Origin of the sequence: Vibrio sp. TBV020 (genome assembly GCF_046056895.1) — a bacterium.
GTDB lineage: Bacteria > Pseudomonadota > Gammaproteobacteria > Enterobacterales > Vibrionaceae > Vibrio.
Window position 1 is genome coordinate 1,148,187 of sequence record NZ_JBEEAQ010000003.1, and the last position, 22,274, is coordinate 1,170,460.

Genomic DNA, 22,274 nt, shown 5'->3' on the forward strand with positions numbered 1-22,274 from the left:
CATGCATTTTGAATCTTTGGGTGACTTCTTTGCCATGGGTGGCTACGCAGGTTATGTCTGGGCTGCTTTTGGTATTACTTTTGGCGTGATGCTTGTTTTACTTGTTTCTAGTATTCGACGCGGACGTGCACTACTAAATGAAGTACAGGCGAAAGTGGATAGACAAGCACGTATTGATGCAGCGAAAAATTTGGAGAACACATTATGAACCCAAGACGTAAAAAGAGGCTTGGCATTGTTCTAGCAATCTTTTTAGGGATCAGTGCAACCATCGGTCTGATGTTGTATGCCTTAAATCAGAATATGGACTTGTTTTACACACCAACGGAATTGGTAAACGGTAAACCGGATGGTACTAAGCCTGAAGTCGGTCAGCGTCTTCGTATTGGTGGAATGGTTGTTGAAGGTTCAGTTAAGCGTGATGTTGAGTCTCTGCGTGTTTCATTTGACCTTCATGATGTCGGCCCTAAAGTCACTATCGTCTACGACGGTATTCTTCCAGACTTATTCCGTGAAGGGCAAGGTATTGTAGCTCAAGGTGTTCTTCTAGATGCAACGACAGTTGAGGCATTCGAAGTTCTAGCTAAGCACGATGAAGAGTACATGCCACCAGAAGTAGCTGAAGCGATGAAAAAGACTCATGAACCGCTTCAATACACTGAACAACAAAAACAAGGAAGCGATCAATGATTGCTGAAATCGGTCACTTTGCACTGATCATCTCTTTGGCGCTCGCGGTACTGCTTAGTATCTTGCCATTGGTTGGTGCATCGAAAAACAATACTCTCTTAATGAACAGCGCAAGACCTTTGTCTTGGGGTATGTTCTTATTACTACTATTGTCGTTTTGTATTCTGCTTTGGGCATTTTATACCAACGATTTCACCTTGAACTATGTTGCAAGCAACTCGAATAGTCAGTTGCCTTGGTACTATCGCTTAACCGCGGTTTGGGGTGCGCACGAAGGTTCATTATTGCTTTGGGTATTAATCCAAGCAGCGTGGACGGTGGCGGTTGCGACCTTTAGCCGTGGAATGCCACAAGAATCGGTTGCACGTGTACTCGCAGTTATGGGTATGATTACTGTAGGTTTCCTATTGTTCATTATCTTAACGTCGAACCCGTTCTTGCGTACGTTACCTTACTTCCCGGTAGATGGTCGTGACCTTAACCCACTTCTGCAAGACCCTGGGTTAATCATCCACCCACCTATGCTTTACATGGGTTATGTAGGTTTCTCGGTCGCTTTCTCTTTTGCTATTGCCTCACTGATGACTGGTCGTCTTGATACGGCTTGGGCTCGTTGGTCACGTCCTTGGACGACAGCTGCATGGTTGTTCCTGACTCTAGGTATCGCTCTAGGTTCTTGGTGGGCGTACTACGAACTTGGCTGGGGCGGCTGGTGGTTCTGGGATCCAGTCGAAAATGCATCGTTCATGCCTTGGCTAGCTGGTACGGCACTTATGCACTCACTGGCGGTAACCGAAAAGCGCGGTACGTTTAAAGCTTGGACTGTATTGCTTGCGATCTCCGCATTCTCACTAAGTCTACTTGGTACCTTCTTAGTACGTTCTGGTATCTTGGTCTCGGTACACGCCTTCGCATCAGATCCATCGCGAGGTATGTTTATCCTAGGCTTCTTAGTCTTTGTTATTGGTGGATCTTTGCTTCTGTTTGCTGTGAAAGGGGCATCAGTCCGTGTTCGCGGTAACTTTGATTTAGTCTCTCGCGAAAACGCACTGTTAGCTAACAACGTTCTACTGATTGCTGCACTGGTTGTGGTTCTTGTCGGTACATTGCTACCACTGGTACACAAACAAATTGGTCTAGGCTCAGTATCGATTGGTGCGCCATTCTTCGATATGTTGTTTGCTTGGTTAATGATTCCATTCTCTTTCTTGTTGGGTATTGGTCCTCTGATTCGTTGGAAGCGTGATGACCTATCAAGCCTGAAAAAGCCGATGCTGATTTCTGGTGTAGCATCACTGGTTCTCGCATTTGTGTTCACCACGTTGTTGTCAGACTTCTTCTTAACTATGGCTTACATTGGTTGGGTGATGGCTCTGTGGATTATCTTCATGCACGGCTTTGAACTTTACCAACGTGCAACTCACCGCCACCCATTTATGGAAGGTGTGAAGAAACTGCAACGCAGCCACTGGGCAATGATGCTTGGTCATATCGGCTTAGCCGTAAGTGTTATCGGTATTGCGATGGTGCAAAACTACAGTATCGAACGTGACGTGCGTTTAGCGCCGGGTGAGCACTTCCAGATCCAAGGATACGATTTCTACTTTAAAGGGCTACGTGATAAAGACGGCCCGAACTATGATGGCTACATCGCTGACTTTGAAATCACTAACGAAGGCAAGTACGTTAACACGTTACATGCAGAAAAGCGTTTCTACACAACGGCACGTTCAATGATGACAGAAGCTGCCATTGATCGCGGTATTACTCGTGACCTTTATATCGCGATGGGTGAGCGTCTAGATGATGACAAGTCATGGGCTGTCCGCATTTATTACAAACCGTTCGTACGTTGGATTTGGGCTGGTTCGTTATTGATGGCTCTTGGCGGTGCTATCGCAATTAGTGATAAGCGCTACCGCTTTAGAAAGAGCGCCAAGAAGCAGGAGGCATAATGAATAAGAAACTGTTATTTATTCCCTTAGTGGCATTTTTAGGCTTGGTGGCAGTATTTGCCACCCAGCTGGTGAAAAACCAACATGGTGATGACCCAACCAAGCTAGAATCTGTTCTGGTTGGTAAAGAAGTCCCTCAGTTTCGTCTTGAAGACCTAGCTGAGCCGGGAAAACTTTACGATCAAGCGATCTTTAAAGGTGAACCCTTGCTATTGAATGTTTGGGCGACTTGGTGTCCGACGTGTTATGCAGAGCACCAATACCTAAACGAGTTGGCTTCTGAAGGCGTTAAGATTATCGGAATGAACTATAAAGATGATCGTAACAAAGCGGTAGGTTGGCTAAGAGACCTAGGCAACCCGTACTTAATCAGTTTGTTCGATGGTAATGGTATGCTAGGGCTTGACCTAGGTGTTTACGGCGCTCCAGAGACGTTCCTTATCGACGCTAACGGTGTGATTCGTTACCGCCATGTTGGTGATGTCAATACACGCAACTGGAACGAAAAGTTGAAGCCTATGTATGAAGAGCTTCTTGCGGAGGCGAAACAATGAAAAAGTGGATCCTCGCATTAGTTGCATGTTTGACGTTCTCAATGACAGCGTACGCTACGATTGAAATCTATGAGTTTGATAATCTTGAGCAAGAGCATCAATTCAAAGAGTTAGGTAATACGCTTCGTTGCCCTAAGTGTCAGAATAATACGATTGCTGATTCTAATGCTGAGCTCGCGGTTGATTTACGTCATAAAGTGTATGAAATGACTAAAGAGGGTAAGTCTAAGCAAGAGATTGTTGACTACATGATTGCCCGCTACGGTAACTTCGTGACGTATAACCCGCCGTTTACGCTAGCAACGTCAATTCTGTGGCTTGGGCCAATTGCCGTTGTACTTCTTGGTTTTGGTTTAATTATCGTTCGTAGCCGCAAACCTAAAGCAGTAGTAGAGCAAAAAGATCAAGAGTGGGATTCAGATAAAGAAGCACGTCTTAAAGCACTTCTTGATGATGAAAAGAATGATGGAGATAAGCAGTAATGACACTATTTTGGATAGCCTCAGTCATTCTTATCGCAATCAGCATCGTGCTTATTGCAATACCGTTTATCAAGAAGAAGTCGAATAACGACGAGCAACTTCGTGATGAGCTAAATAAAGCGTTCTATAAAGATCGTTTATCAGAGCTTGAAGAAGAGGCTGATGAAGGTTTGGTTGAGAATCAACAAGACCTAATAGATGACCTTAAGCAGTCACTTCTTGATGATATTCCTACGGATGAGAAGACACAGAATGAGAGCACAACATCGGCTCTTGCAGTGATTATTCCGTCAGCTCTACTGGTGATTGGTCTTTCATACGGCTTGTACTTCAAGTTTGGCGCATCTGAAGATGTTCAGCAATGGCAACAAGTGAGTGCCAATCTTCCTGCGCTATCAAAGAAATTGATGTCACCAGAAGGTGCTGAGCTAAGCGAAGATGAAATGCGTGACTTATCATTGGCTCTTCGTACGCGTCTACATTACCAGCCTGATGATTCAACGGGTTGGTTACTACTTGGTCGTATTGCCTTAGCGAACCGTACGATTGATACGGCGATTGGCGCAATGAAGAAAGCTTATAACTTAGAGCCAAGTGATCCTGATGTCATGCTCGGCTATGCTCAAGCATTAATGCTTTCTCAAGACGATATTGATCAAGACAAAGCTCGTGGCTTGTTAGGTAAGTTAGTACAGGATGACTACGTGGATTTACGAGTATTCTCTTTACTTGCTTTCGATGCGTATGAACGTCAAGACTACCCTGCCGCTGTTCGCTATTGGAGTATTATGCAGCAGATGATTGGCCCTAAAGACTCTCGCTATGAAATGCTGTCACGCAGTATTGAAAATGCACAAAAGCAAATGGGTCAACAAGTTGGTACTGGTCAATCTGTAGCAGTGACAATCAATGTCGGTGAACAAGTTCAAGCGGATCCTAACGCTTCTGTCATAGTATCAGTTCATACTGCAGATGGTGCGCCTATGCCTGTCGCAGCTGCACGTTTCCCTCTTGGCACATTCCCAAGAACGGTAGTTTTAGATGATGGAAACAGTATGCTTCAAGAACGTAAGCTATCATCTCTTGAATCACTTATGGTTCGCGTTCGTATCGATAGTGACGGTAACGTTGCTACGAAAGAAGGGGACTGGTTTGGTGAGAGCGAAGCCGTTAAAATGGGTGAACCAGTTGAAGTTATGATTAATAGCCAGTATTAATAGTTACTGTTTATAGATCGACAAAGGCCGGTGGAAACACCGGCCTTTTTTATGGAAATAATAATAATGAAAAAGATCAAGTCGCATATAGGGATATTGCTATGCTCAGCTCTTATTATGACTGGGTGTGCGTCAGCGCCTAGTGAAGAGTCATTAGCAGATGAGCCGCAAGTCTATGACCCTCTTGAAAGTTTTAACCGCTCAATGTGGACAATCAATTACGATTATTTAGATCCATATTTGGTTAAACCGGTTTCTTTGGCGTATGTGGATTATGTGCCTGTTCCTATTCGTAATGGTATTGCAAACTTTCTCGGTAACCTAGACGAACCGTCGAGTATGGTGAACAATCTCGTCATGGGTAACGGTGGTAAAGCACTGGACCACTTCAACCGTTTTTGGATTAACACGACCTTAGGCTTAGGTGGTTTGATTGATGTGGCGTCGGAAGCTGGGATTACCGATCACAATGAGAAAGCGTTTAGTGATGCGATAGGTCATTATGGAGTAGGAAATGGACCGTATGTGATGGTTCCTGCTTATGGTCCTTGGACAGTAAGAGAAACTGCTGACATTGTTGATGGTATGTATGTGCCATTGTCCTTCTTAAACTTCTGGGCAGGGTTAGGTAAATGGGCACTAGAAGGTTTAGAGAGCCGCGCAGTGTTAGCTAAACAAGAGTCACTACTGGATGATTCACCAGATCCTTATGCGTTAGTCCGTGACGTTTACATTCAACGCCAAGACTTTAAGGCAGAAATTGAAAACGATGACTATGATGCTGAAGAAGAAGCCTATTTAGATGAATATCTAGAAGACTTTTAAGCTCTTGTTGCTACAGATAGAAAAAGGCTTGGTATGACCAAGCCTTTTGTGTATTTAGCGTTGCTAAATAGCTCTTAGAACGTGTAGTTCGCTTGTAGACCGATTAGCCAAATGCTACCAGTTACTTCACCTTCGAATGCCCCGCCAAACGTGTCGCCAGCGCCAAAACCAGGGTCTGTTTCGTACATTTTGGCGTCTTTCGCGAAGATGTAAGTAAAGCCAGCGTCGAAGTTAAGTTGCTCTGACCATTGGTAACCTGCGCCAAGGCTTAGCCACGTACGATCAGTCTCTGGAATAGTCGCGGTACGATGCTCTTCACTCACAGCTGATTCATCGTATGCTAAGCCGGTACGCAGAGTTAGTTTCGAATCAACTTGGTATGTCGCACCAATCGCGTAGCGCATATTGTCTTCCCAATTTTCTTCTTTAATAAGAACAGGGTCTGTGCGATCTGAAAGGTTTGCTTCTAGTTTTTCGAATGAACTCCAATCAGTCCAATTAATACTAGCGTGCACGGCAAGTTTATCGGTTAGTTGGTGGAAGCTAGCTAACTCCGCAGTGGCAGGAAGTGCTAAGTTCATTGAACCAGGGATCTTATTGGTTGGCTGACCTAATAGGAAACCGTGGCCATTTGCAGTACCTTCCAGTTTTAGATCTACTTCAGATTTGTACGTGAAACCAATGCGGTTATCATCGTTGATTTGCCATGCTGTACCAACTTGCCAAGCCCAGGCAGTGTCGTCACCTTCCATATATTTAAGTGTTTCACCTTTAGAAACACCGACAAGTACAACATCGCGAGCAGCTACTGCACCAAAGCTACCTTCTGCATCAATGTAGCGTACACCACCACCAATACTCACAGCGTCAGTTAGTTGGTAAGCGGCATTTAAGTTTGCTTCTACAGAATAAACACTAGCTTCATTGCCATGGTTAGCGCCACCAAACTCTTTACCTAGGGATGTTTCCATTCCGTAGTTGGTACCAAGTGCAAAGCCTAGAGCAAATTTGTCATTGTATTTATGAGAAATGTAAAAATTCGGAATAACCGCATCATGAGCGAAGTCTTTGGAACTCGTCGAAGTTGCAAAAGCGGTATTCGGGTAGCTATTACCTTCTAAGTCAACATTAGGGTCGACATAGATAGCACCTACGGAAACCTGAGTACCTTCTAGGTAAGTTAGCATTGCAGGGTTGCGCCATTGTGCACCTGCATTGTCAGCCATCGCTGCTTCACCGGCGTACGCACGGCCAAGGCCAGTCGCTGAGTATTCTGCTAGCTGGAAGCCAGCAGCGTTAACGGTTGTTGCTGAGGCCAGTAGGCCACCTGCCACTGCAAGTGAAAGGAGAGTCTTATTTGTTTTCATTGTAATGTTCGCTGAGATTAATGGTAATCAGTCGGGCGATCATAGAGTTAGAGCTATTACTTTAAAAATTAAAAACAGTGTATTTAGTACTTTTAGAGTTTAATATTCTAAATACCCAGTATTTTGGTTATTAATCTGGCTTGTAAATGATTTGTTTCTTGGTTTCAGCGAACACTTGTAGTGCATTGAATCGGTTTCTGTATACAGTTGTAAGCTCAAATTGGCGAAGCGGGTGCTGATAAATTGAGTGGAATTAGATATTTAAGGCAATAAAAAGGGCCAGTAGAAACTGGCCCTTGGATGCGTAATGTAAGCTTAACTTAGAAGCTGCGGCTGTACTGTAAACCCAGTAGGATAGCGTCAGCGTGTGTAGTGCCGGAAACGTTTGTAAATCCGTAACCAGTAGGGCTACTTGTGTTAGGTAGAACTAGAGTCTCGTTCACGTCTGTGTCTTTACCCATTAGGTAAGTGAAACCAAAGTCGACGTTTGATGCGCTATCAATGTGGTATGTAAAGCCCGCAGAGAACCATTGACGATCTGAATCAGGTACTGAAATAGATGTTAGGCTGTCTTGAGCACTTGTGTCGTACATGTAGCCCGTACGTAGTGTCCAATCATTGTTTAGGTAGTACGTACCACCGATTGCGTAACGCCAACCGTCTTGCCACTTGTAGTCTTTTTGGTAAGTAGAGCTTACAGCGCCAAGTTGTGATGTAGATGCATCTAAGTTTTCGAAGTCAATTTTATCCATTGAGCTCCAGCCAATCCACTGAACACTGTAGTGAACAGCGAATTTGGTGTCTTCAATCTTATGGAAGCCTGAGAACTCAGCCATATCTGGTAGTGGTAAGGTTACTTTTTGCCCAGCATCGTCATCTGCTGTGAACTCTGGGCTGTAGCGGTACGATAGACCGAAACGGTTATTCTCATCTAGCTCGTAAACAGAGCCTAGGTTAAAACCAACAGCCCAACCGTCTGCTTTATCTACATTTAGAAGGTAAGCAGCACTGTTGGTACTTGGTACTGCACGTTTAAATGTGCCTTGACCATAGATAAGGTCAAGACCAGCACCGAAGCTTAACTGCTCGTTTACACGATATGAACCAGCAAGACCTAGGTTGAAGCTTTTAACATCTGTTAAGCCGCCATATTCAGAAGCAACGTAGTTATCATCAAACTCGGTTTTAGTACCGAAATTTGAGTAGGCGTTAACACCCCAAGCAAATTTGTCGTTTACAGGTACGATTAAGTGGATGTTTGGTGCAATTGAAGTGTCACCTGCATCGTCATAGTTAGCATTTGCAGAAGACACAGGAGTTGATTGACCCGTTGTCGGGTTGTAAACACCACTAGTGTATGTAGCATCTTTAACTTCAATCATTGAAGTGATGCTTTCGAAACCTAAAGAAAGCTCCATCTTGTCGAATAGGGCCATTGCTGCTGGGTTACGAGCCATAACAGACGCGTTATCAGCGATTACAGCATCACCTGCAAAAGCACGGCCAATACCAGTTGCAGATTGTGCATTTAGCTGGAAGCCGGCAGAGAGAGCTGGCTGCGAAGCGATAGTTGCGGTTGTAATGGTCACTGCTAATAGCGATTTTTTAAACAGACGCGTGTTGTTCATTTTTGCTTTTTCCTTTTCTCTTCGCCTCTTCTGGGCGATATTATTTGAGCAAAAGCTCAGTGGTGGCTGATACTAGACTCAAGTATAAGATATAGAAATCCGACCATTGGCAATTTGGGTGATAAAATTATGGAAATGATGTGTATCTGGCAGGAATGTGCTGGAAAATAGGTCTTTTTAGAGTCATGACTCTATTTTTCCCCAGAAAAAATGGCTTAGGAGTAGAATCTAAGCCATGAACTGGATCACAAAATGTTACCACTTTGTTAACTCATTGGTTTGATGATATTCGCGATGCTTTCCGCGATTTTCGCTACATTTTCGCCTTCGTCACCGACAAGGATTAAGCTGGTATCTCCCATAGGTTCCACAATACCCGCCATACCATCTTTGTTGAAGTCGACAGCTTTATCTGACGGAATTCCAGTTAAAAACAGCGTGACCTTTCCTTTTTCACCTTGAAATACCATGTGCAGAGCATTCGACTTACCAAAGCCACAATGATTCAGGTAGTAGACGTGGTAAGGGAAGGTTTCGGACAGTTGATGGTCAAATGGCATCATCTTAGCGTTGATCTGATTCGACTGAACCTGTTCATCGAGATTGGCGACAAAAGGTTTCTCATCAACCACATGCTTCATTGCCGTACTAGCTAGACTCGCCTGAGCTGGTGATACAACGAAGTTACCCCAATTGATCTGCCCGACAAGCAAACCAGCAACAAAAGCGACGGATGCGGCCATAGCCATTGCTTTACGAGCGAAGTTGGGACGAACCACATTACTCTCTGCAGCAGAAGTTTGATTGAACAGTATACGATCAGCGAGATCATCCGGAACATCAACCGACATAGCTTGTGCTATTTGCTTATCGAGATCCAAAATCTCTTCCGCAAACTGGCTATTTTTATCACTGCTTCTAATCGCTTCAGTGATTTCGCTGTCGCGTTGTTTTGGGTCGGACATTATGCGTCGACGAAACTCTAATTCATCCATTTTGCTGTCCTCTCTGTGTACTGTCTGAATCTAACATCTCTTTGAGTTGGTTCCTGGCTCTAAACAAACGCGTCATAACGGTATTTTTATTAAGACCAAGGATCTCTCCGATTTCTTCTCCGCTGAAACCACCAACGACCTGCAAAAATAGAGGTTCTCGGTACTCATCTTCAAGCTTCATTATCTGAGCTTGAATCCATTCGGTTTGATGATGAGGATCGTCCGAAACCTTAGCATCATTGCCATGATCGTCGATATCAACCAGATCAAATTGTTTGCGTTCAAAGCGGCGTGCATTCTCACGTCTTAAAATGGTAATAAGCCATGACTTTGCTGCTTTCTCATCTTGCAGGCTATCTAGAGATTTCCACGCTCTAAGGCAAGTTTCCTGCACTAAATCTTCCGATATAGTAGGGTCTTTGCACAACCAATAGGCATAACGATACAAGTCTCGATGATAGGCTCTTACAAGCGCTTCATATTTTCTTTGTCTGTCCATATCCGAGTTGACCGGATCGTTGGACTTTTTCTTTCCAAAAAAGTTAATAATTGACACATGAGCCTCCCTCGTTGCTCTGTGATTTCTTATTGTTATGCAGTTATATGAATGGCTAAACCGTTGAGTTGCCTTCATTCTGAAAGGTGTTATAGGTATATTCGCAAGCGCTAATGTACTCGATAAAAACGCGAGTAAGTCGTGAATTTATATAGTTGGTGCGAATATAAGCGGACAAGCAAGGCATAAATCCACCTAAAATTGATCTATTTCAAAATCTACTTCACTCTAGCGGTTATAGTAGCACCTGTCATCTAGTCGGTGTTTACACTGACAAGTTGAGCAAGATGACACTTCCTTTTGAAGGCTGACTTTACTTTCTCCTAATCAGGAAACTGATTATTTCAATTGGCGTTAAGTTAATTGCTTTATACATTCCAACCACACAGATTTGTGTGGTTTTTTTTTGCCTGAGCCTTATCAAACCACTTCTACTATTAAAAGTTACACCAACTTGACCTGTTAAGAACTCTGAGCAGTATCATAGTGTTATCAATTCCTTTAACGACGGAATCTGGTGTAAGTCACGTTTATTCAAACGACCGTTTGATTGAATTAACATTCTCGTTACAATGGTTCTGGTCAGACCTCTATTAATTAAGGAGCAACAATGGGCAAGCAGGAAGTGAAAACTCGCTCAGGAGAACGTGTGGCAATCGTCGCAGGTTTGCGCACGCCTTTTGCACGTCAAAGTACCGAATTTAGCCAAGTACCAGCCGTGGATTTAGGCAAAATGGTAGTGAGCGATATGCTTGCTCGTACCGAAATCGATCCCAAGTTGATTGAACAAGTGGTATTTGGTCAGGTGGTACAAATGCCAGAAGCACCAAACATCGCACGTGAGATTGTGTTAGGTACCGGTATGAACATACACACTGATGCTTACAGTGTTACACGTGCTTGTGCGACCAGCTTTCAGTCAGCAGTGAATGTCGCTGAAAGTATCATGTCGGGAACCATTGATGTCGGTATTGCAGGTGGTGCGGATTCTTCTTCAGTCTTGCCAATTGGTGTGTCGAAAAAATTGGCAGCAAACCTACTTGCGCTGAGTAAAACCAAAACGTTAAGCCAAAAACTTAAAATTCTAAAAACGTTGTCAATTAAAGACTTAATGCCAGTGCCACCAGCCGTCGCTGAGCATTCAACAGGCCTATCAATGGGCCAGACAGCTGAACAGATGGCGAAATCGCATGGAATTACCCGCCAAGCACAGGATGAACTTGCACACCGTTCACATACTCTAGCAGCTCAAGCTTGGAACGACGGAAAAATTGAAGGGGAGGTGATGACCGCTTTCCCTGAACCGTACAAAAAGTGGATTTCAAAAGACAACAATATTCGAGAAGACTCGACGATTGAAGGCTACGCAAAACTGCGACCGGCATTCGATCGACAATATGGTAGTGTTACCGCTGCCAACAGTACGCCGTTAACAGATGGTGCAGCGGCCATCATGCTTATGCGCGAAGGCAAAGCTAAAGAGCTAGGCCTGGATATTATGGGTTACATTCGTTCATACGCATTTTCGGCGATTGGTGTTGAAAGCGACATGTTAATGGGGCCGTCGTATGCTACACCAATGGCTCTAGATCGTGCGGGCATTGAGTTGTCTGACTTAACATTGATTGATATGCACGAAGCATTCGCAGCCCAAGCTCTATCGAACGTTAAGATGTTTGGCAGTGACAAGTTTGCGCAAGAAAAGTTAGGCCGTGCTAAAGCAATTGGCGAGATAGACATGGACAAGTTTAATGTCCTTGGCGGTTCAATCGCTTATGGCCACCCGTTTGCAGCAACAGGTGCAAGGATGATCACGCAAACATTAAGAGAGCTACAGCGACGTGGTGGTGGTTTGGCCCTAAATACAGCGTGTGCTGCTGGTGGCTTGGGTGCAGCAATGGTACTGGAGGTAGAGTAATGAGCGAGCAAACGGCATTTAATTTATCAATTGATGAGCAAGACATCGCTTGGCTATCTATCGACGTGCCTGGCGAGAAAATGAATACTTTACAAGCTGCATTTGCTGAAGAAATGGAAGCGATTTTCACTCAACTAGCAGAGAAGCAATCGTCATTAAAAGGTTTGATTGTACATTCGCTAAAACCAGATAACTTCATTGCAGGTGCAGATGTGCGCATGTTGGATGCATGTACTAGCGCTAAAGAAGCACAGGCGTTAGCTGAAAAAGGCCAGCAAATGTTTCAGCAACTGTCTGATCTTCCATATCCGGTGGTTGCGGCAATTCATGGACCATGCTTGGGTGGCGGTTTAGAGCTGGCGTTAGCATGTGATTATCGTGTATGTACCGACTCTGACAAGACACGACTGGGTTTACCTGAGGTTCAACTTGGCTTATTACCCGGTTCGGGTGGTACGCAGCGCTTACCGCGTTTGATTGGTTTACTTCCTTCGCTTGATCTTATCCTGACGGGTAAACAATTACGTGCAAAGAAAGCCAAAAAGCTAGGTGTTGCAGATGCTGTCGTACCGGAAACGATTCTGCTAGAAGTAGCGAAGAGCTTTGTCGAAAAAAACGTTGGTAAGAAAAAGAACAAACGTAAAGCATCAACTAAAGAAAAACTGATTTCGAATACAGGTTTAGGTCGCAAAGTGATTTTTGAACAAGCTGCCAAGAAGACTAATGGGAAAACACGTGGTAATTACCCGGCGGCAGATGCGATTCTGGAAGTGATCCGCTTTGGTCTCGAAAAGGGCTTTGACAAAGGTCAGCAGAAAGAAGCGGAACGATTCGGAGAGTTAGTGATGACTCCTGAATCGAGAGCACTTCGTTCAATCTTCTTTGCTACAACAGAAATGAAGAAAGAAAACGGTAGTGAAGCAGAGCCTAAAGGGATTATGAACGCCGCTGTGTTAGGCGGTGGTTTGATGGGGGCGGGTATTAGTCATGTCAGCGTTGCTAAAGCAAAAGTTCCAACGCGTATTAAAGATGTTTCAAATGATGGTGTATTGAACGCGCTGAAATACAACTACAAGTTGTTCGAAAAGCAGCGAAAACGCCGTATTATCTCTAAAGCTCAACTTCAGGATAAAATGTTGCAGCTATCTGGTGGAGTAGATTTCACTCGTTTTAATCATACTGACATCGTCATTGAAGCCGTTTTTGAAGATTTAGACCTAAAGCAGAAGATGGTCGCAGATATTGAAGAGAATGCGAAAGATAGCACCATTTTCGCAACTAATACCTCGTCACTGCCTATTCATCAAATCGCAGAGAAAGCGCAGCGTCCTGAAAATGTAGTCGGTCTACACTATTTCAGCCCTGTAGAAAAAATGCCATTAGTTGAAGTGATTCCACATGAAACGACTTCTGACGAAACGATCTCGACGGTTGTTGAATTTGCCCGCAAGCAAGGTAAAACACCAATCGTTGTTAAAGACTGCGCAGGGTTTTATGTAAACCGTATTCTAGCTCCGTATATGAATGAAGCCGCACAAGTATTGTTGGCGGGGGAACCTATTGAGCAGTTAGATACAGCATTACTTAATTTTGGCTTCCCGGTTGGACCGATAACTCTGCTTGATGAGGTTGGCGTAGATATTGGCTCCAAAATTATGCCAATCCTTGTTGCTGAACTGGGTGAGCGTTTCCAAGGGCCAGATGTTTTCGACAAACTCCTCAATGATGGTCGAAAAGGGCGTAAGAGCGGTAAAGGTTTCTACACCTATAAAGGGAAGAAGAAGGAAGTCGACAAATCAGTGTACAAACTGCTTGGACTGAATCCTGAGTCGAAGTTATCTGAGAAAGATATCGCAATGCGTTGTGTACTACCGATGTTAAACGAAGCGGTGCGTTGTTTAGATGAAGGTATTATTCGTAGTCCGAGAGATGGTGATATTGGCGCTATTTTTGGTATTGGTTTCCCGCCGTTCCTAGGTGGTCCATTCCGCTATATGGATCAAATAGGCATCAAACCTCTGGTTGAAATCATGAATGAACATGCCAAGAAATATGGTGACCGTTTTGCCCCATGTGATGGGTTGCTAACGCGAGCTGGGCTTGATGCTAAGTTCTATGAGTAACTGAAAATAATTTTATGAGGCGAGCCGAGAGGTTCGCCTTTTTTATTTATGAGAGTTATTATCAAGAAGAAAACTTAGAACTAAAAAGGAAGTTTAATGGATGCTTTAGATTTGTTGCTCAATCGTCGTTCAATTGCGAAATTGTCAGAACCAGCGCCAGAAGGGAAAGCCTTAGAAAATATTATACGCGCTGGCCTACGTGCGCCAGATCATGCTGGTCTTACACCTTGGCGCTTTGTAATTGCCCAAGGTGAAGGGTTGAGCAAGCTTTCTGATATTTTAGTCAAAGCAGCACAAGCGGAAAAAAGTGAACAAGCTGTGGTTGAAAAGGTAAAAAATGCGCCATTTAGAGCACCAATGGTCATTACCGTTATTGCCAAGGTCACGGAACATGACAAAGTGCCAGCGATTGAGCAGCACTTGTCTGCGGGCTGTGCTGTACAAGCAATGCAAATGGCGGCTGTCGCACAAGGCTTTCAAGGGTTCTGGCGCTCTGGTAAATGGATGTTCCACCCTGAAGTGCATCAGGCATTTGGCCTAGAGGGGAATGATGAAATCGTCGGCTTCCTATATTTAGGTACCCCAAGCTGCACGCCAATGAAAGTACCCGAGCGAGATTTAACTAAGTTCGTAGAGTATTTATAAGCAAACATAAAAAAGAGCTCGGTTTTTAGCCGAGCTCTTTTTTTAATGAATGTTGTATGCGATGACAAAATCGATAAATAGCCTTACTTTCTCAGGCAGGTGATCTTTGTGGTTATACAACATGTAAATATCACGCGGGTTAGCACTCCAGTTTTCTAGTACTCGGACTAGACTGCCGTCATCAATATACTCTTTGATCATGACATCTGGCATCAAAGTAATCCCCAAGCCATCAGAACATGCGCTTCTAACCACATTCAATGTATCTGCTTGGAATCGTCCTTTGTCATTGTTCACCACAATTTCACCACTGTGGTTAGATAACTGCCACTTCAAAAGCGGTGCACCTTTCAACAATGAATGTTGATGAAGGTCTTCTGCATGCTTAGGAGCAGGATGTTTCTTTAGGTACTCAGGGCTAGCGACCAAAATATCGGCGACTGCACTGATCTTGCGTGCAATAAGACTCGAATCACGTTGAGGGCCGACACGGAAGATGACATCCCATTCAGTAGGGTCTAACTGGTCCGCTTGGTTACTTGTTGTCAGCTCGATGTTGATGTCTGGATACTGAATCATGAAGCTGCTAAACATCGGCATCATCATACGTTTAGTTAGGTTTGATGGTGCGATAATTCGAATCTTACCTGCTGCTCCACGACATTCATCGGTAATTTCTTCTGCCGCTGACGTAAGCCTATTTAATAGAGGAGAGCATTCGTTGAAAAAGCGTTCGCCTGCTTCTGTAAGAGAAAGTTTACGGGCATGGCGGTTTAGAAGGCGAAGGTTCAAGGATTCTTCTAATGCCTGAATGCGTCGCGTTATTGTCGCAACTGGGATCATAGTTTTACGGGAAGTTGCAGTATAACTCCCATTTTCGACTACGAGTCTAAAAAGGTTTAGATCATCTAATTTCATTATATCAGACACACTTTTTTACGAATTTGGATAATTTATATGTATATCAAATGTCAAAGCTTGAGTCACATCAACAAGTTTATAGAAATTTGATATTCCATACATATAGTATGCAACAAGGCCTCAAAGTGGAAGATTTGTATAAATCGCCGTTCAAGACTACTTTTTAAGGAGTGTTTGAAACAATCGACAAGAATAACAATAAAAATCCAGTTGTACTCTTAGTTGTGTGAGGCGAAGGTATATGCACAAGACAATAGAAGTTGGAACCAACGCGGCTGTGCCTGTCGCTGCGGCTCAAAAACTCATTATGGTGGTGGATGACGATCCTATTTTCCGTCGTATCACTTCTGGCTTTTTGGTCTCACAAGGCTATAAAGTGGTTGAGGCTGAAGATGGCTTAGATGGCCTTCAAAAATTAAGAACAGCGGAACCTGATCTGATCCTGTGTGATCTCTCGATGCCCATTTTAGATGGTATCGAATTCGTCGAGGAGGTAAGCCTTGAATACCCATCACTGCCACTCATTGTAGTTTCGGCAACGGATGACATCTCGGATGTGGCGAAAGCACTGAGATTTGGCATTAAGGACTTTTTGCCTAAACCGATTAGTAACCATGAGCACCTTGCTTGTGCGATCGAAAATACCCTTGATGATTCTGACAACCATCTAAGTGACCAGCGTGACTTCTCCAGTCAATGGTTTCGAGTAGATAGCGGTGATATGCCTGAAGAGCAGGAGCTTCACTGGCATTTAGAGTACTTAGAAGATAACCCAAGCGCAGCTAAAGATTTACTTCATGCTTTACTCCCAGACAAAGACACTTCGCAAGGAGACTGGAAGTGTAGTTATCGCCTTTTACAATCAACCGATGTCATGCCCCTTGTTTTTGACTATGCGTGGTTAATGAACGGGCAATTTGCATTTTATCTTGTGGACTCAAATAGCGACGGCCAACATGGCGCTGCGACGACATTATTAGTGAGAGCACTGTTCCATGATTACTTACGCAATTTGAAATCCTTTAACGCGGATTTGAAAGATATCGCCGCCTTGCTTGAACGAGGTATTGAATGCTCTGGGTGTAGCACTCCAGTTAAAGCTCTGTTTGGCATTGCAGACTTGTCGGAAGGAACGTTGTCATTACTACCAGCAGGGTTAGATGCACAGTGGGCTAATGGGTATATCTCGCAGCATATTGCTGCAGGTGCTTTGCTCGGCGAAAACTGCTCAAAAAATTTCATTACTGCTGACCTAAACATTCAATCAGCATGCCAACTTACTTTGAGCTGTTTAGGCTCAAGCAGCTTTAGCTTAGATATATATCGTGGGGCAAACGCTTAACCCTATATGATAACTTTATAATAACCCTTTTTTCGGTCGGTGTTTGTGCCAGGCCGAATAGGGTATAGTCCGCCATAAACAAAAATAGCTCAACTTATTAACACTCGATTAATAATTCAACGAGCACATCGTCACATTCAATATTAGAGAAGCAAGCTCATGGCAGACAACGATTTTAAAGAACCTTATAATATCTTCTACTTTCTAGGATTTATTGCTGTATTACTGATCCCAACTCTTCCTGCAACACTGACTTGGATTCGAGTGTTGAATGGGTATGCGGGCTTCTAATACGGCTCACGGAGCATACCATCATTATTCGCAGATTCTTCCTTAATGTTGTTGGTATGCTCAGTCTAATTTTAGGCATCATTGGCATTTTCCTTCCTCTACTTCCCACAACGCCTTTTATTTTGCTTGCTAGCGCTTGCTTTATGCGTAGTAGTCCACGTTTTCACCGTTGGTTACACCAGCATAAAACCTTTGGCCCTATTTTGGATAATTGGCACCAAAACAGAGCTGTAACTGCCAAAGTAAAAAAGCGCGGTGCAATTTGGATAGTACTTAGCTTCACCTTCTCTATTTGGTTCGTTCCGCATTTCTGGTTAAAGATCATGCTGGTGATCATGCTGGTGGTATTGCTCAGCTGGTTTATTCGTTTACCTGTGACTGAGTACCTTGCCGATAGCAAAGAAAATCACTAAGATTGCTAGGAAGTGTGCCCACTTTTCGAAGTGGGCGTTTGTTTTTTAGGCACTGTTGAAAGCACAATGAACCGCGATGACTGTTTTGGGTATATCTCTAGGGTAGATTGTGCTGATAACTATGCTGAGTGTGGGTGCTGATATCGATTGCTCACATGACCTAGCCAATCTAAGTACAGAATTATGACAACTGAAACAATCGCGCAAATCAAATCTAGCATCAAAAGTATTCCTGACTATCCAAAACCAGGCATCCTATTCCGCGATGTGACTAGCCTTATGGAAGATGGAAAAGCTTACCAAGCAACGATTCAGCTATTAGTTGAAAAGTACAAAGACATGGGCTTTACCAAGATAGTTGGTACAGAAGCGCGTGGCTTCTTATTTGGTGCTCCTTTAGCTTTAGAGCTTGGCCTGGGTTTTGTTCCTGTACGTAAGCCAGGAAAACTTCCACGTGCTACTGTAGCTCAGTCATACGAGCTTGAGTACGGTACTGACACGTTAGAAATTCACACTGATGCGATCACTGAAGGTGATAAAGTGTTGATGGTTGATGACCTACTGGCAACAGGCGGAACGATTGAAGCAACGACTAAGTTAATCCGTCAACTTGGTGGTGTCGTAGAACACGCCGCATTTGTTATTAACCTTCCTGAAATCGGCGGTGATAAGCGTCTTGAAGGCTTAGGTTTAGATGTATACAGCATCTGTGAGTTTGAAGGCCACTAATCGGGTAGGTTATTGATGGGTATAATTTCATGAGTTATCTTGCCTTAGCGCGAAAGTGGCGACCTGCTAAATTTAACCAAGTAGTTGGTCAGGCCCACGTTTTAACAGCACTTGAAAATGCTTTAGCCCAAAATCGTTTGCACCATGCTTACTTGTTCAGCGGAACTCGTGGTGTGGGTAAAACGACGATTGGACGTTTATTTGCTAAAGGATTGAACTGTGAAACAGGTATTACTGCGAATCCATGTGGGACGTGTGACACTTGTAGAGAGATAGACGAAGGCCGTTTTGTTGATTTACTGGAAATCGATGCGGCGTCTCGTACTAAGGTTGAAGATACTCGTGAATTATTAGATAACGTTCAGTACAAGCCTGCGCGCGGTCGCTTTAAAGTTTATCTAATCGATGAAGTTCACATGCTCTCGCGCCATAGTTTCAATGCATTGTTGAAAACGCTAGAAGAACCGCCTGAGTATGTGAAGTTTCTACTTGCGACGACCGATCCTCAGAAGCTACCTGTTACTATTTTGTCACGCTGTCTTCAGTTCCACCTGAAGCCAATTAGCGTCGACAATATTCATGAGCAGCTTGATCATATTCTAAAGGAAGAGCAAGTAAGCTCTGAAGCGAGAGCTTTAGGAATGATCTCCCATGCGGCTGATGGCAGTATGCGTGATGCGCTGAGTTTGACTGATCAAGCGATTGCTCTTGGTAATGGACAAGTATTAACAGATAACGTCGCGCACATGCTTGGCACGCTAGATACCGATCAGGCACTGCATCTACTTGAAGCGATTAGCACCAAACAAGCGCAGACTGCGATGGAGTGTATTTCATCATTAGCTCAAAACGGTGTTGAGTGGGATGGGTTGCTTCAACAGTTAGCGACTCAATTGCACCGTTTAGCAATGTATCAAGCATTACCAGCGACATTGGACCAAAGTCAGCCAGATGCTGAAAAAGTTGAGTTGCTAAGTCGTTCTTTGAGTCCACAAGATGTTCAACTTTATTACCAGATAGCACTGAAAGGTCGTGAAGATTTACCTTTGGCCCCGTCAGAACGTGTTGGGTTAGAAATGGTTGTTCTTCGTATGATGGCATTTAGACCAGTGTCTAGGGCGCAGGCGAACGTGATTTCGACGGATACACAAGCTCAGATTGCGAGTGCGCCAGTCGCTGCACCGGCAGCATCACAGCCACAACAGTCTCAGTCTGCCCCTGAACGTCACGTACCTCAGCCTCCGGCGTCTCGGAATACGGCACCTGCGAACCCTACGCCGCCAGCGCAAGGTTATGATGTGCCTCCTATGGATTACATGCCAGAGCCGCCCCCACAATACGACGAGCCTCAATATGAGCCTGCTCGAGAGCAATATGGTACAGCTCAAGGTGTGCCTCAGCCGACAAGTCGCCCACAGCCTGAAGCACGTCCAGCATCTCCAGTGAGTGGCTTAAGGCACCAGCTACGCTCTCAACGTAAAGGGATCAACCCTACTCAGGGTAATACGCCAAAAAAGGCTAATGCGACATCTGCAAAATCAGAGTCTGTTCTTGACCGTGTAGCAAAAAAACACGGTGGAACAGGGCAGGTGTCGCCATTATCGAACCAAAACCCAAATGCGATACCTGAGCCGGCTAAGAATGAGCCATACCAGTGGAAACCAACACTTCCGCAGGCAAAAAAAGAAACATTAGAGCTAACGCCAACATTACTCAAAAAGGCGTTAGAGCATGAAAAAACACCAGAAATGGTACAAAAGCTCGTTGATGAAAGTTTAAATCAAAGTGATTGGGCAAAGCTTATTAGCCAACTGAACACCGCCAAATTAACGGAGCAGTTAGCATTGAACTCGTACTATGAGAAAAATGGCTTAACCATTGCTTTGACACTACGATCAACTCAGGCACACTTAAATACCGATAAAGCTCAAAGTGAACTACTTGGTGAGCTCAACCGAGTTTTAGGTGAAGAATGCCAGTTAAGCGTTGAAGTTGGAGAACGCGGGGAAACGCCGCTTGAGTTAAGAGACAAACTCTATCAAGGCCGACTGCAACAGGCATTCACCAGTTTAGAGAATGATCCGCATGTTCAGTTTATCGAAAAACGATTTGCGGCAGCGCTCGACTCTGAAAGTGTAAGGCCAATTTAATTTGAGGGGTTGAAACTATTCGGCTTCAACCCAATCTAATAACGAAACAAGCTAAATAACCAGAGAGATAAACATGTTTGGTAAAGGCGGTATGGGCAATCTAATGAAGCAAGCCCAGCAAATGCAAGATCGCATGCAAAAGCTTCAAGAAGAAATCGCTAACATGGAAGTAACAGGTGAGTCTGGTGCTGGCCTTGTGAAAGTAACGATTACTGGTAGTCACAGCGTGCGTCGTGTTGAAATCGATGAGAGTCTGATGGAAGACGACAAAGAAATGCTAGAAGATTTAATCGCAGCTGCGTTTAACGACGCGGCACGTCGCGTTGAAGAAACTCAGAAAGAGAAAATGGCAGGCGTAACTGGCGGTATGCAATTACCACCAGGCATGAAGATGCCTTTCTAATCGAGTAACATATTAATGCGCACCAGTCATATGCTGGAGCAATTGATGGAGGCCTTACGTTGTCTACCTGGGGTTGGCCCCAAGTCGGCGCAGCGTATGGCCTTTCATTTGTTACAGCGAGATAGAAAAGGCGGATTGCAGCTAGCAGATGCGCTCAGTCAGTCGATGACCGAAATTGGTCACTGCAGTGAATGTCGAACATTTACTGAAGAAGAAGTTTGCCATATTTGTACCAACCCCAAGCGTCAAGAGAATGGTCAAATGTGTGTCGTGGAAAGCCCAGCAGATATTGCAGCAGTAGAGGCAACGGGTCAGTTTTCTGGTCGTTACTTTGTGTTGATGGGTCACCTATCACCACTTGACGGTATTGGTCCAAGTGATATTGGCTTAGATGTGCTCGATTATCGATTACGTCGTGGCGATGTGAGTGAAGTGATTCTTGCAACCAACCCTACAGTGGAAGGTGAAGCAACCGCACATTACATCGCAGAGCTATGTCGCGAACATCAGGTGTCAGCAAGCCGAATCGCTCATGGTGTTCCAGTCGGTGGAGAACTAGAGCTAGTTGATGGCACAACGCTATCGCATTCATTGCTCGGTAGGCAGAAACTCTCTTAAAAAGAGCCGCAGGAAACTGCGGCTTTTTTGTTTTTGAATAAAGAGATGGCTATTCAGAGCGCCAAATTAGGTGATGTTCTCTAACTCAGTGATATTGTCTATTGCTTGCTGCGTAGTTGAACCACATATCACAGGACATGCTTTAAATTGATGGCAGACTTTAGGCCTCTCGGGTTTGCCGAAGAGTTTGCACAGATTATCTTCATTTAATTGAATGCATCTTACTCCCGCAGGCTTACCCTTTGGCATTCCCGGAATAGAAGAAGAAATACTTGGAGCAATACAGCATGCTCCGCACCCTAATCGACAATCCATTCTGCTGACCTCAAAAAAAATTAGTGGGCGATAATAGCAGGAAATGAGACATACATCACTACTTTAGACTTTAGGAATATAAGAGAAAACATAGCTGCAAGTGTTGTAGTTTGATTGTTTCATTATCTTCTTAAATA

Annotated in this window: 23 protein-coding genes; 17 read left to right on the top strand and 6 right to left on the bottom strand. The window is 44.2% G+C overall.

Going from position 1 to position 22,274, the window contains the following annotated elements:
* Position 1: 1 nt before the first annotated feature.
* The 7 genes from ccmD to AAFX28_RS13270 all read left to right on the top strand — a co-directional run bounded on the left by ccmD (position 2) and on the right by AAFX28_RS13270 (position 5,723).
* The gene (ccmD, locus tag AAFX28_RS13240) at positions 2-208 is read left to right on the top strand and encodes a heme exporter protein CcmD (RefSeq protein ID WP_408688296.1); all 207 of its coding nucleotides are present in this window, start codon (positions 2-4) and stop codon (positions 206-208) included.
* Complete coding sequence (ccmE, locus tag AAFX28_RS13245; RefSeq protein WP_408688298.1) at positions 205-690, top strand: cytochrome c maturation protein CcmE; 486 nt, start codon at positions 205-207, stop codon at positions 688-690. The genes ccmD and ccmE overlap by 4 nt, the downstream gene beginning before the upstream one ends.
* Positions 687-2,645: a heme lyase CcmF/NrfE family subunit gene (locus AAFX28_RS13250; protein WP_408688299.1), complete on the top strand. Its 1,959-nt coding sequence runs from the start codon at positions 687-689 to the stop codon at positions 2,643-2,645. Before ccmE ends, AAFX28_RS13250 begins: the two co-directional genes overlap by 4 nt.
* Complete coding sequence (locus AAFX28_RS13255) at positions 2,645-3,199, top strand: DsbE family thiol:disulfide interchange protein (protein WP_408688300.1); 555 nt, start codon at positions 2,645-2,647, stop codon at positions 3,197-3,199. Before AAFX28_RS13250 ends, AAFX28_RS13255 begins: the two co-directional genes overlap by 1 nt.
* Positions 3,196-3,681, top strand: coding sequence for a cytochrome c-type biogenesis protein (locus tag AAFX28_RS13260; protein WP_408688302.1), 486 nt, complete (start codon positions 3,196-3,198; stop codon positions 3,679-3,681). The genes AAFX28_RS13255 and AAFX28_RS13260 overlap by 4 nt, the downstream gene beginning before the upstream one ends.
* Complete coding sequence (gene ccmI / locus AAFX28_RS13265) at positions 3,681-4,898, top strand: c-type cytochrome biogenesis protein CcmI (RefSeq protein WP_408688303.1); 1,218 nt, start codon at positions 3,681-3,683, stop codon at positions 4,896-4,898. Before AAFX28_RS13260 ends, ccmI begins: the two co-directional genes overlap by 1 nt.
* A 66-nt stretch (positions 4,899-4,964) precedes the next feature.
* Entirely contained in the window at positions 4,965-5,723 is a 759-nt protein-coding gene (locus AAFX28_RS13270) for a VacJ family lipoprotein (RefSeq protein ID WP_408688305.1), read from the top strand.
* A 74-nt stretch (positions 5,724-5,797) separates the two neighbouring features.
* Here the strand turns inward: AAFX28_RS13270 and AAFX28_RS13275 are convergent, their stop codons facing one another.
* The 4 genes from AAFX28_RS13275 to AAFX28_RS13290 form a co-directional block, all read right to left on the bottom strand.
* Positions 5,798-7,090, bottom strand: coding sequence for an outer membrane protein transport protein (locus AAFX28_RS13275; RefSeq protein WP_408688307.1), 1,293 nt, complete (start codon positions 7,088-7,090; stop codon positions 5,798-5,800).
* Between the two features lie 320 nt (positions 7,091-7,410).
* Complete coding sequence (locus tag AAFX28_RS13280; protein WP_408688309.1) at positions 7,411-8,718, bottom strand: outer membrane protein transport protein; 1,308 nt, start codon at positions 8,716-8,718, stop codon at positions 7,411-7,413.
* Positions 8,719-8,984: 266 nt separating this feature from the next.
* The gene (locus AAFX28_RS13285; RefSeq protein ID WP_408688311.1) at positions 8,985-9,713 is read right to left on the bottom strand and encodes a DUF3379 domain-containing protein; all 729 of its coding nucleotides are present in this window, start codon (positions 9,711-9,713) and stop codon (positions 8,985-8,987) included.
* On the bottom strand, positions 9,706-10,212 hold the full coding sequence (locus tag AAFX28_RS13290) for a sigma-70 family RNA polymerase sigma factor (protein WP_408690871.1): 507 nt from the start codon (positions 10,210-10,212) through the stop codon (positions 9,706-9,708). The genes AAFX28_RS13285 and AAFX28_RS13290 overlap by 8 nt, the downstream gene beginning before the upstream one ends.
* Positions 10,213-10,879: 667 nt before the next feature.
* On the opposite strand from AAFX28_RS13290, the gene fadI reads away from it, so the two are divergent.
* The 3 genes from fadI to AAFX28_RS13305 all read left to right on the top strand — a co-directional run bounded on the left by fadI (position 10,880) and on the right by AAFX28_RS13305 (position 14,955).
* The gene (gene fadI, locus AAFX28_RS13295; protein ID WP_408688312.1) at positions 10,880-12,187 is read left to right on the top strand and encodes an acetyl-CoA C-acyltransferase FadI; all 1,308 of its coding nucleotides are present in this window, start codon (positions 10,880-10,882) and stop codon (positions 12,185-12,187) included.
* On the top strand, positions 12,187-14,310 hold the full coding sequence (gene fadJ / locus AAFX28_RS13300; protein WP_408688314.1) for a fatty acid oxidation complex subunit alpha FadJ: 2,124 nt from the start codon (positions 12,187-12,189) through the stop codon (positions 14,308-14,310). The genes fadI and fadJ overlap by 1 nt, the downstream gene beginning before the upstream one ends.
* A gap of 96 nt (positions 14,311-14,406) precedes the next feature.
* Entirely contained in the window at positions 14,407-14,955 is a 549-nt protein-coding gene (locus tag AAFX28_RS13305; RefSeq protein WP_408688315.1) for an NAD(P)H nitroreductase, read from the top strand.
* Positions 14,956-14,997: 42 nt separating this feature from the next.
* Here AAFX28_RS13305 and AAFX28_RS13310 read toward each other — a convergent pair whose 3' ends face one another.
* Positions 14,998-15,873, bottom strand: a complete 876-nt coding sequence (locus AAFX28_RS13310) for a LysR family transcriptional regulator (protein ID WP_408688316.1) — start codon at positions 15,871-15,873, stop codon at positions 14,998-15,000.
* Positions 15,874-16,117: 244 nt separating this feature from the next.
* Here AAFX28_RS13310 and AAFX28_RS13315 point away from each other — a divergent pair, with 244 nt between their 5' ends.
* The 7 genes from AAFX28_RS13315 to recR all read left to right on the top strand — a co-directional run bounded on the left by AAFX28_RS13315 (position 16,118) and on the right by recR (position 21,822).
* Entirely contained in the window at positions 16,118-17,218 is a 1,101-nt protein-coding gene (locus AAFX28_RS13315; RefSeq protein WP_408688318.1) for a response regulator, read from the top strand.
* 159 nt (positions 17,219-17,377) lie between these two features.
* A complete protein-coding gene (locus AAFX28_RS13320) occupies positions 17,378-17,509 on the top strand; it encodes a hypothetical protein (RefSeq protein ID WP_004413335.1) in 132 nt (43 codons plus the stop codon).
* Between the two features lie 56 nt (positions 17,510-17,565).
* A complete protein-coding gene (locus AAFX28_RS13325) occupies positions 17,566-17,922 on the top strand; it encodes a YbaN family protein (RefSeq protein WP_408688320.1) in 357 nt (118 codons plus the stop codon).
* Between the two features lie 183 nt (positions 17,923-18,105).
* The gene (gene apt, locus AAFX28_RS13330) at positions 18,106-18,651 is read left to right on the top strand and encodes an adenine phosphoribosyltransferase (RefSeq protein ID WP_408688322.1); all 546 of its coding nucleotides are present in this window, start codon (positions 18,106-18,108) and stop codon (positions 18,649-18,651) included.
* Positions 18,652-18,680: 29 nt separating this feature from the next.
* Positions 18,681-20,801 carry a DNA polymerase III subunit gamma/tau gene (gene dnaX, locus AAFX28_RS13335; RefSeq protein ID WP_408688324.1) on the top strand — a complete coding sequence of 707 codons (2,121 nt, stop codon included), beginning with the start codon at positions 18,681-18,683 and terminating at the stop codon, positions 20,799-20,801.
* Between the two features lie 73 nt (positions 20,802-20,874).
* Positions 20,875-21,204 (top strand): YbaB/EbfC family nucleoid-associated protein, encoded by a 330-nt coding sequence (locus AAFX28_RS13340; protein WP_004413339.1) that lies wholly within the window; start codon positions 20,875-20,877, stop codon positions 21,202-21,204.
* 15 nt (positions 21,205-21,219) lie between these two features.
* Positions 21,220-21,822: a recombination mediator RecR gene (gene recR / locus AAFX28_RS13345; RefSeq protein WP_408688326.1), complete on the top strand. Its 603-nt coding sequence runs from the start codon at positions 21,220-21,222 to the stop codon at positions 21,820-21,822.
* A 66-nt stretch (positions 21,823-21,888) separates the two neighbouring features.
* Here recR and AAFX28_RS13350 read toward each other — a convergent pair whose 3' ends face one another.
* Positions 21,889-22,137, bottom strand: a complete 249-nt coding sequence (locus AAFX28_RS13350) for a YkgJ family cysteine cluster protein (protein ID WP_408688327.1) — start codon at positions 22,135-22,137, stop codon at positions 21,889-21,891.
* Positions 22,138-22,274 lie beyond the last annotated feature (137 nt).

Coding starts and splice junctions, on each gene's coding strand:
- AAFX28_RS13350 (WP_408688327.1), bottom strand. CDS start 22,137: ATGGATTGTCGATTAGGGTGCGGAGCATGCTGTATTGCTCCAAGTATT.
- AAFX28_RS13250 (WP_408688299.1), top strand. CDS start 687: ATGATTGCTGAAATCGGTCACTTTGCACTGATCATCTCTTTGGCGCTC.
- AAFX28_RS13320 (WP_004413335.1), top strand. CDS start 17,378: ATGGCAGACAACGATTTTAAAGAACCTTATAATATCTTCTACTTTCTA.
- AAFX28_RS13280 (WP_408688309.1), bottom strand. CDS start 8,718: ATGAACAACACGCGTCTGTTTAAAAAATCGCTATTAGCAGTGACCATT.
- dnaX (WP_408688324.1), top strand. CDS start 18,681: ATGAGTTATCTTGCCTTAGCGCGAAAGTGGCGACCTGCTAAATTTAAC.
- AAFX28_RS13275 (WP_408688307.1), bottom strand. CDS start 7,090: ATGAAAACAAATAAGACTCTCCTTTCACTTGCAGTGGCAGGTGGCCTA.
- AAFX28_RS13305 (WP_408688315.1), top strand. CDS start 14,407: ATGGATGCTTTAGATTTGTTGCTCAATCGTCGTTCAATTGCGAAATTG.
- AAFX28_RS13315 (WP_408688318.1), top strand. CDS start 16,118: ATGCACAAGACAATAGAAGTTGGAACCAACGCGGCTGTGCCTGTCGCT.
- AAFX28_RS13310 (WP_408688316.1), bottom strand. CDS start 15,873: ATGAAATTAGATGATCTAAACCTTTTTAGACTCGTAGTCGAAAATGGG.
- AAFX28_RS13325 (WP_408688320.1), top strand. CDS start 17,566: ATGCTCAGTCTAATTTTAGGCATCATTGGCATTTTCCTTCCTCTACTT.
- fadI (WP_408688312.1), top strand. CDS start 10,880: ATGGGCAAGCAGGAAGTGAAAACTCGCTCAGGAGAACGTGTGGCAATC.
- recR (WP_408688326.1), top strand. CDS start 21,220: ATGCGCACCAGTCATATGCTGGAGCAATTGATGGAGGCCTTACGTTGT.
- ccmD (WP_408688296.1), top strand. CDS start 2: ATGCATTTTGAATCTTTGGGTGACTTCTTTGCCATGGGTGGCTACGCA.
- AAFX28_RS13260 (WP_408688302.1), top strand. CDS start 3,196: ATGAAAAAGTGGATCCTCGCATTAGTTGCATGTTTGACGTTCTCAATG.
- apt (WP_408688322.1), top strand. CDS start 18,106: ATGACAACTGAAACAATCGCGCAAATCAAATCTAGCATCAAAAGTATT.
- AAFX28_RS13255 (WP_408688300.1), top strand. CDS start 2,645: ATGAATAAGAAACTGTTATTTATTCCCTTAGTGGCATTTTTAGGCTTG.
- AAFX28_RS13290 (WP_408690871.1), bottom strand. CDS start 10,212: ATGGACAGACAAAGAAAATATGAAGCGCTTGTAAGAGCCTATCATCGA.
- ccmE (WP_408688298.1), top strand. CDS start 205: ATGAACCCAAGACGTAAAAAGAGGCTTGGCATTGTTCTAGCAATCTTT.
- ccmI (WP_408688303.1), top strand. CDS start 3,681: ATGACACTATTTTGGATAGCCTCAGTCATTCTTATCGCAATCAGCATC.
- AAFX28_RS13270 (WP_408688305.1), top strand. CDS start 4,965: ATGAAAAAGATCAAGTCGCATATAGGGATATTGCTATGCTCAGCTCTT.
- AAFX28_RS13285 (WP_408688311.1), bottom strand. CDS start 9,713: ATGGATGAATTAGAGTTTCGTCGACGCATAATGTCCGACCCAAAACAA.
- AAFX28_RS13340 (WP_004413339.1), top strand. CDS start 20,875: ATGTTTGGTAAAGGCGGTATGGGCAATCTAATGAAGCAAGCCCAGCAA.
- fadJ (WP_408688314.1), top strand. CDS start 12,187: ATGAGCGAGCAAACGGCATTTAATTTATCAATTGATGAGCAAGACATC.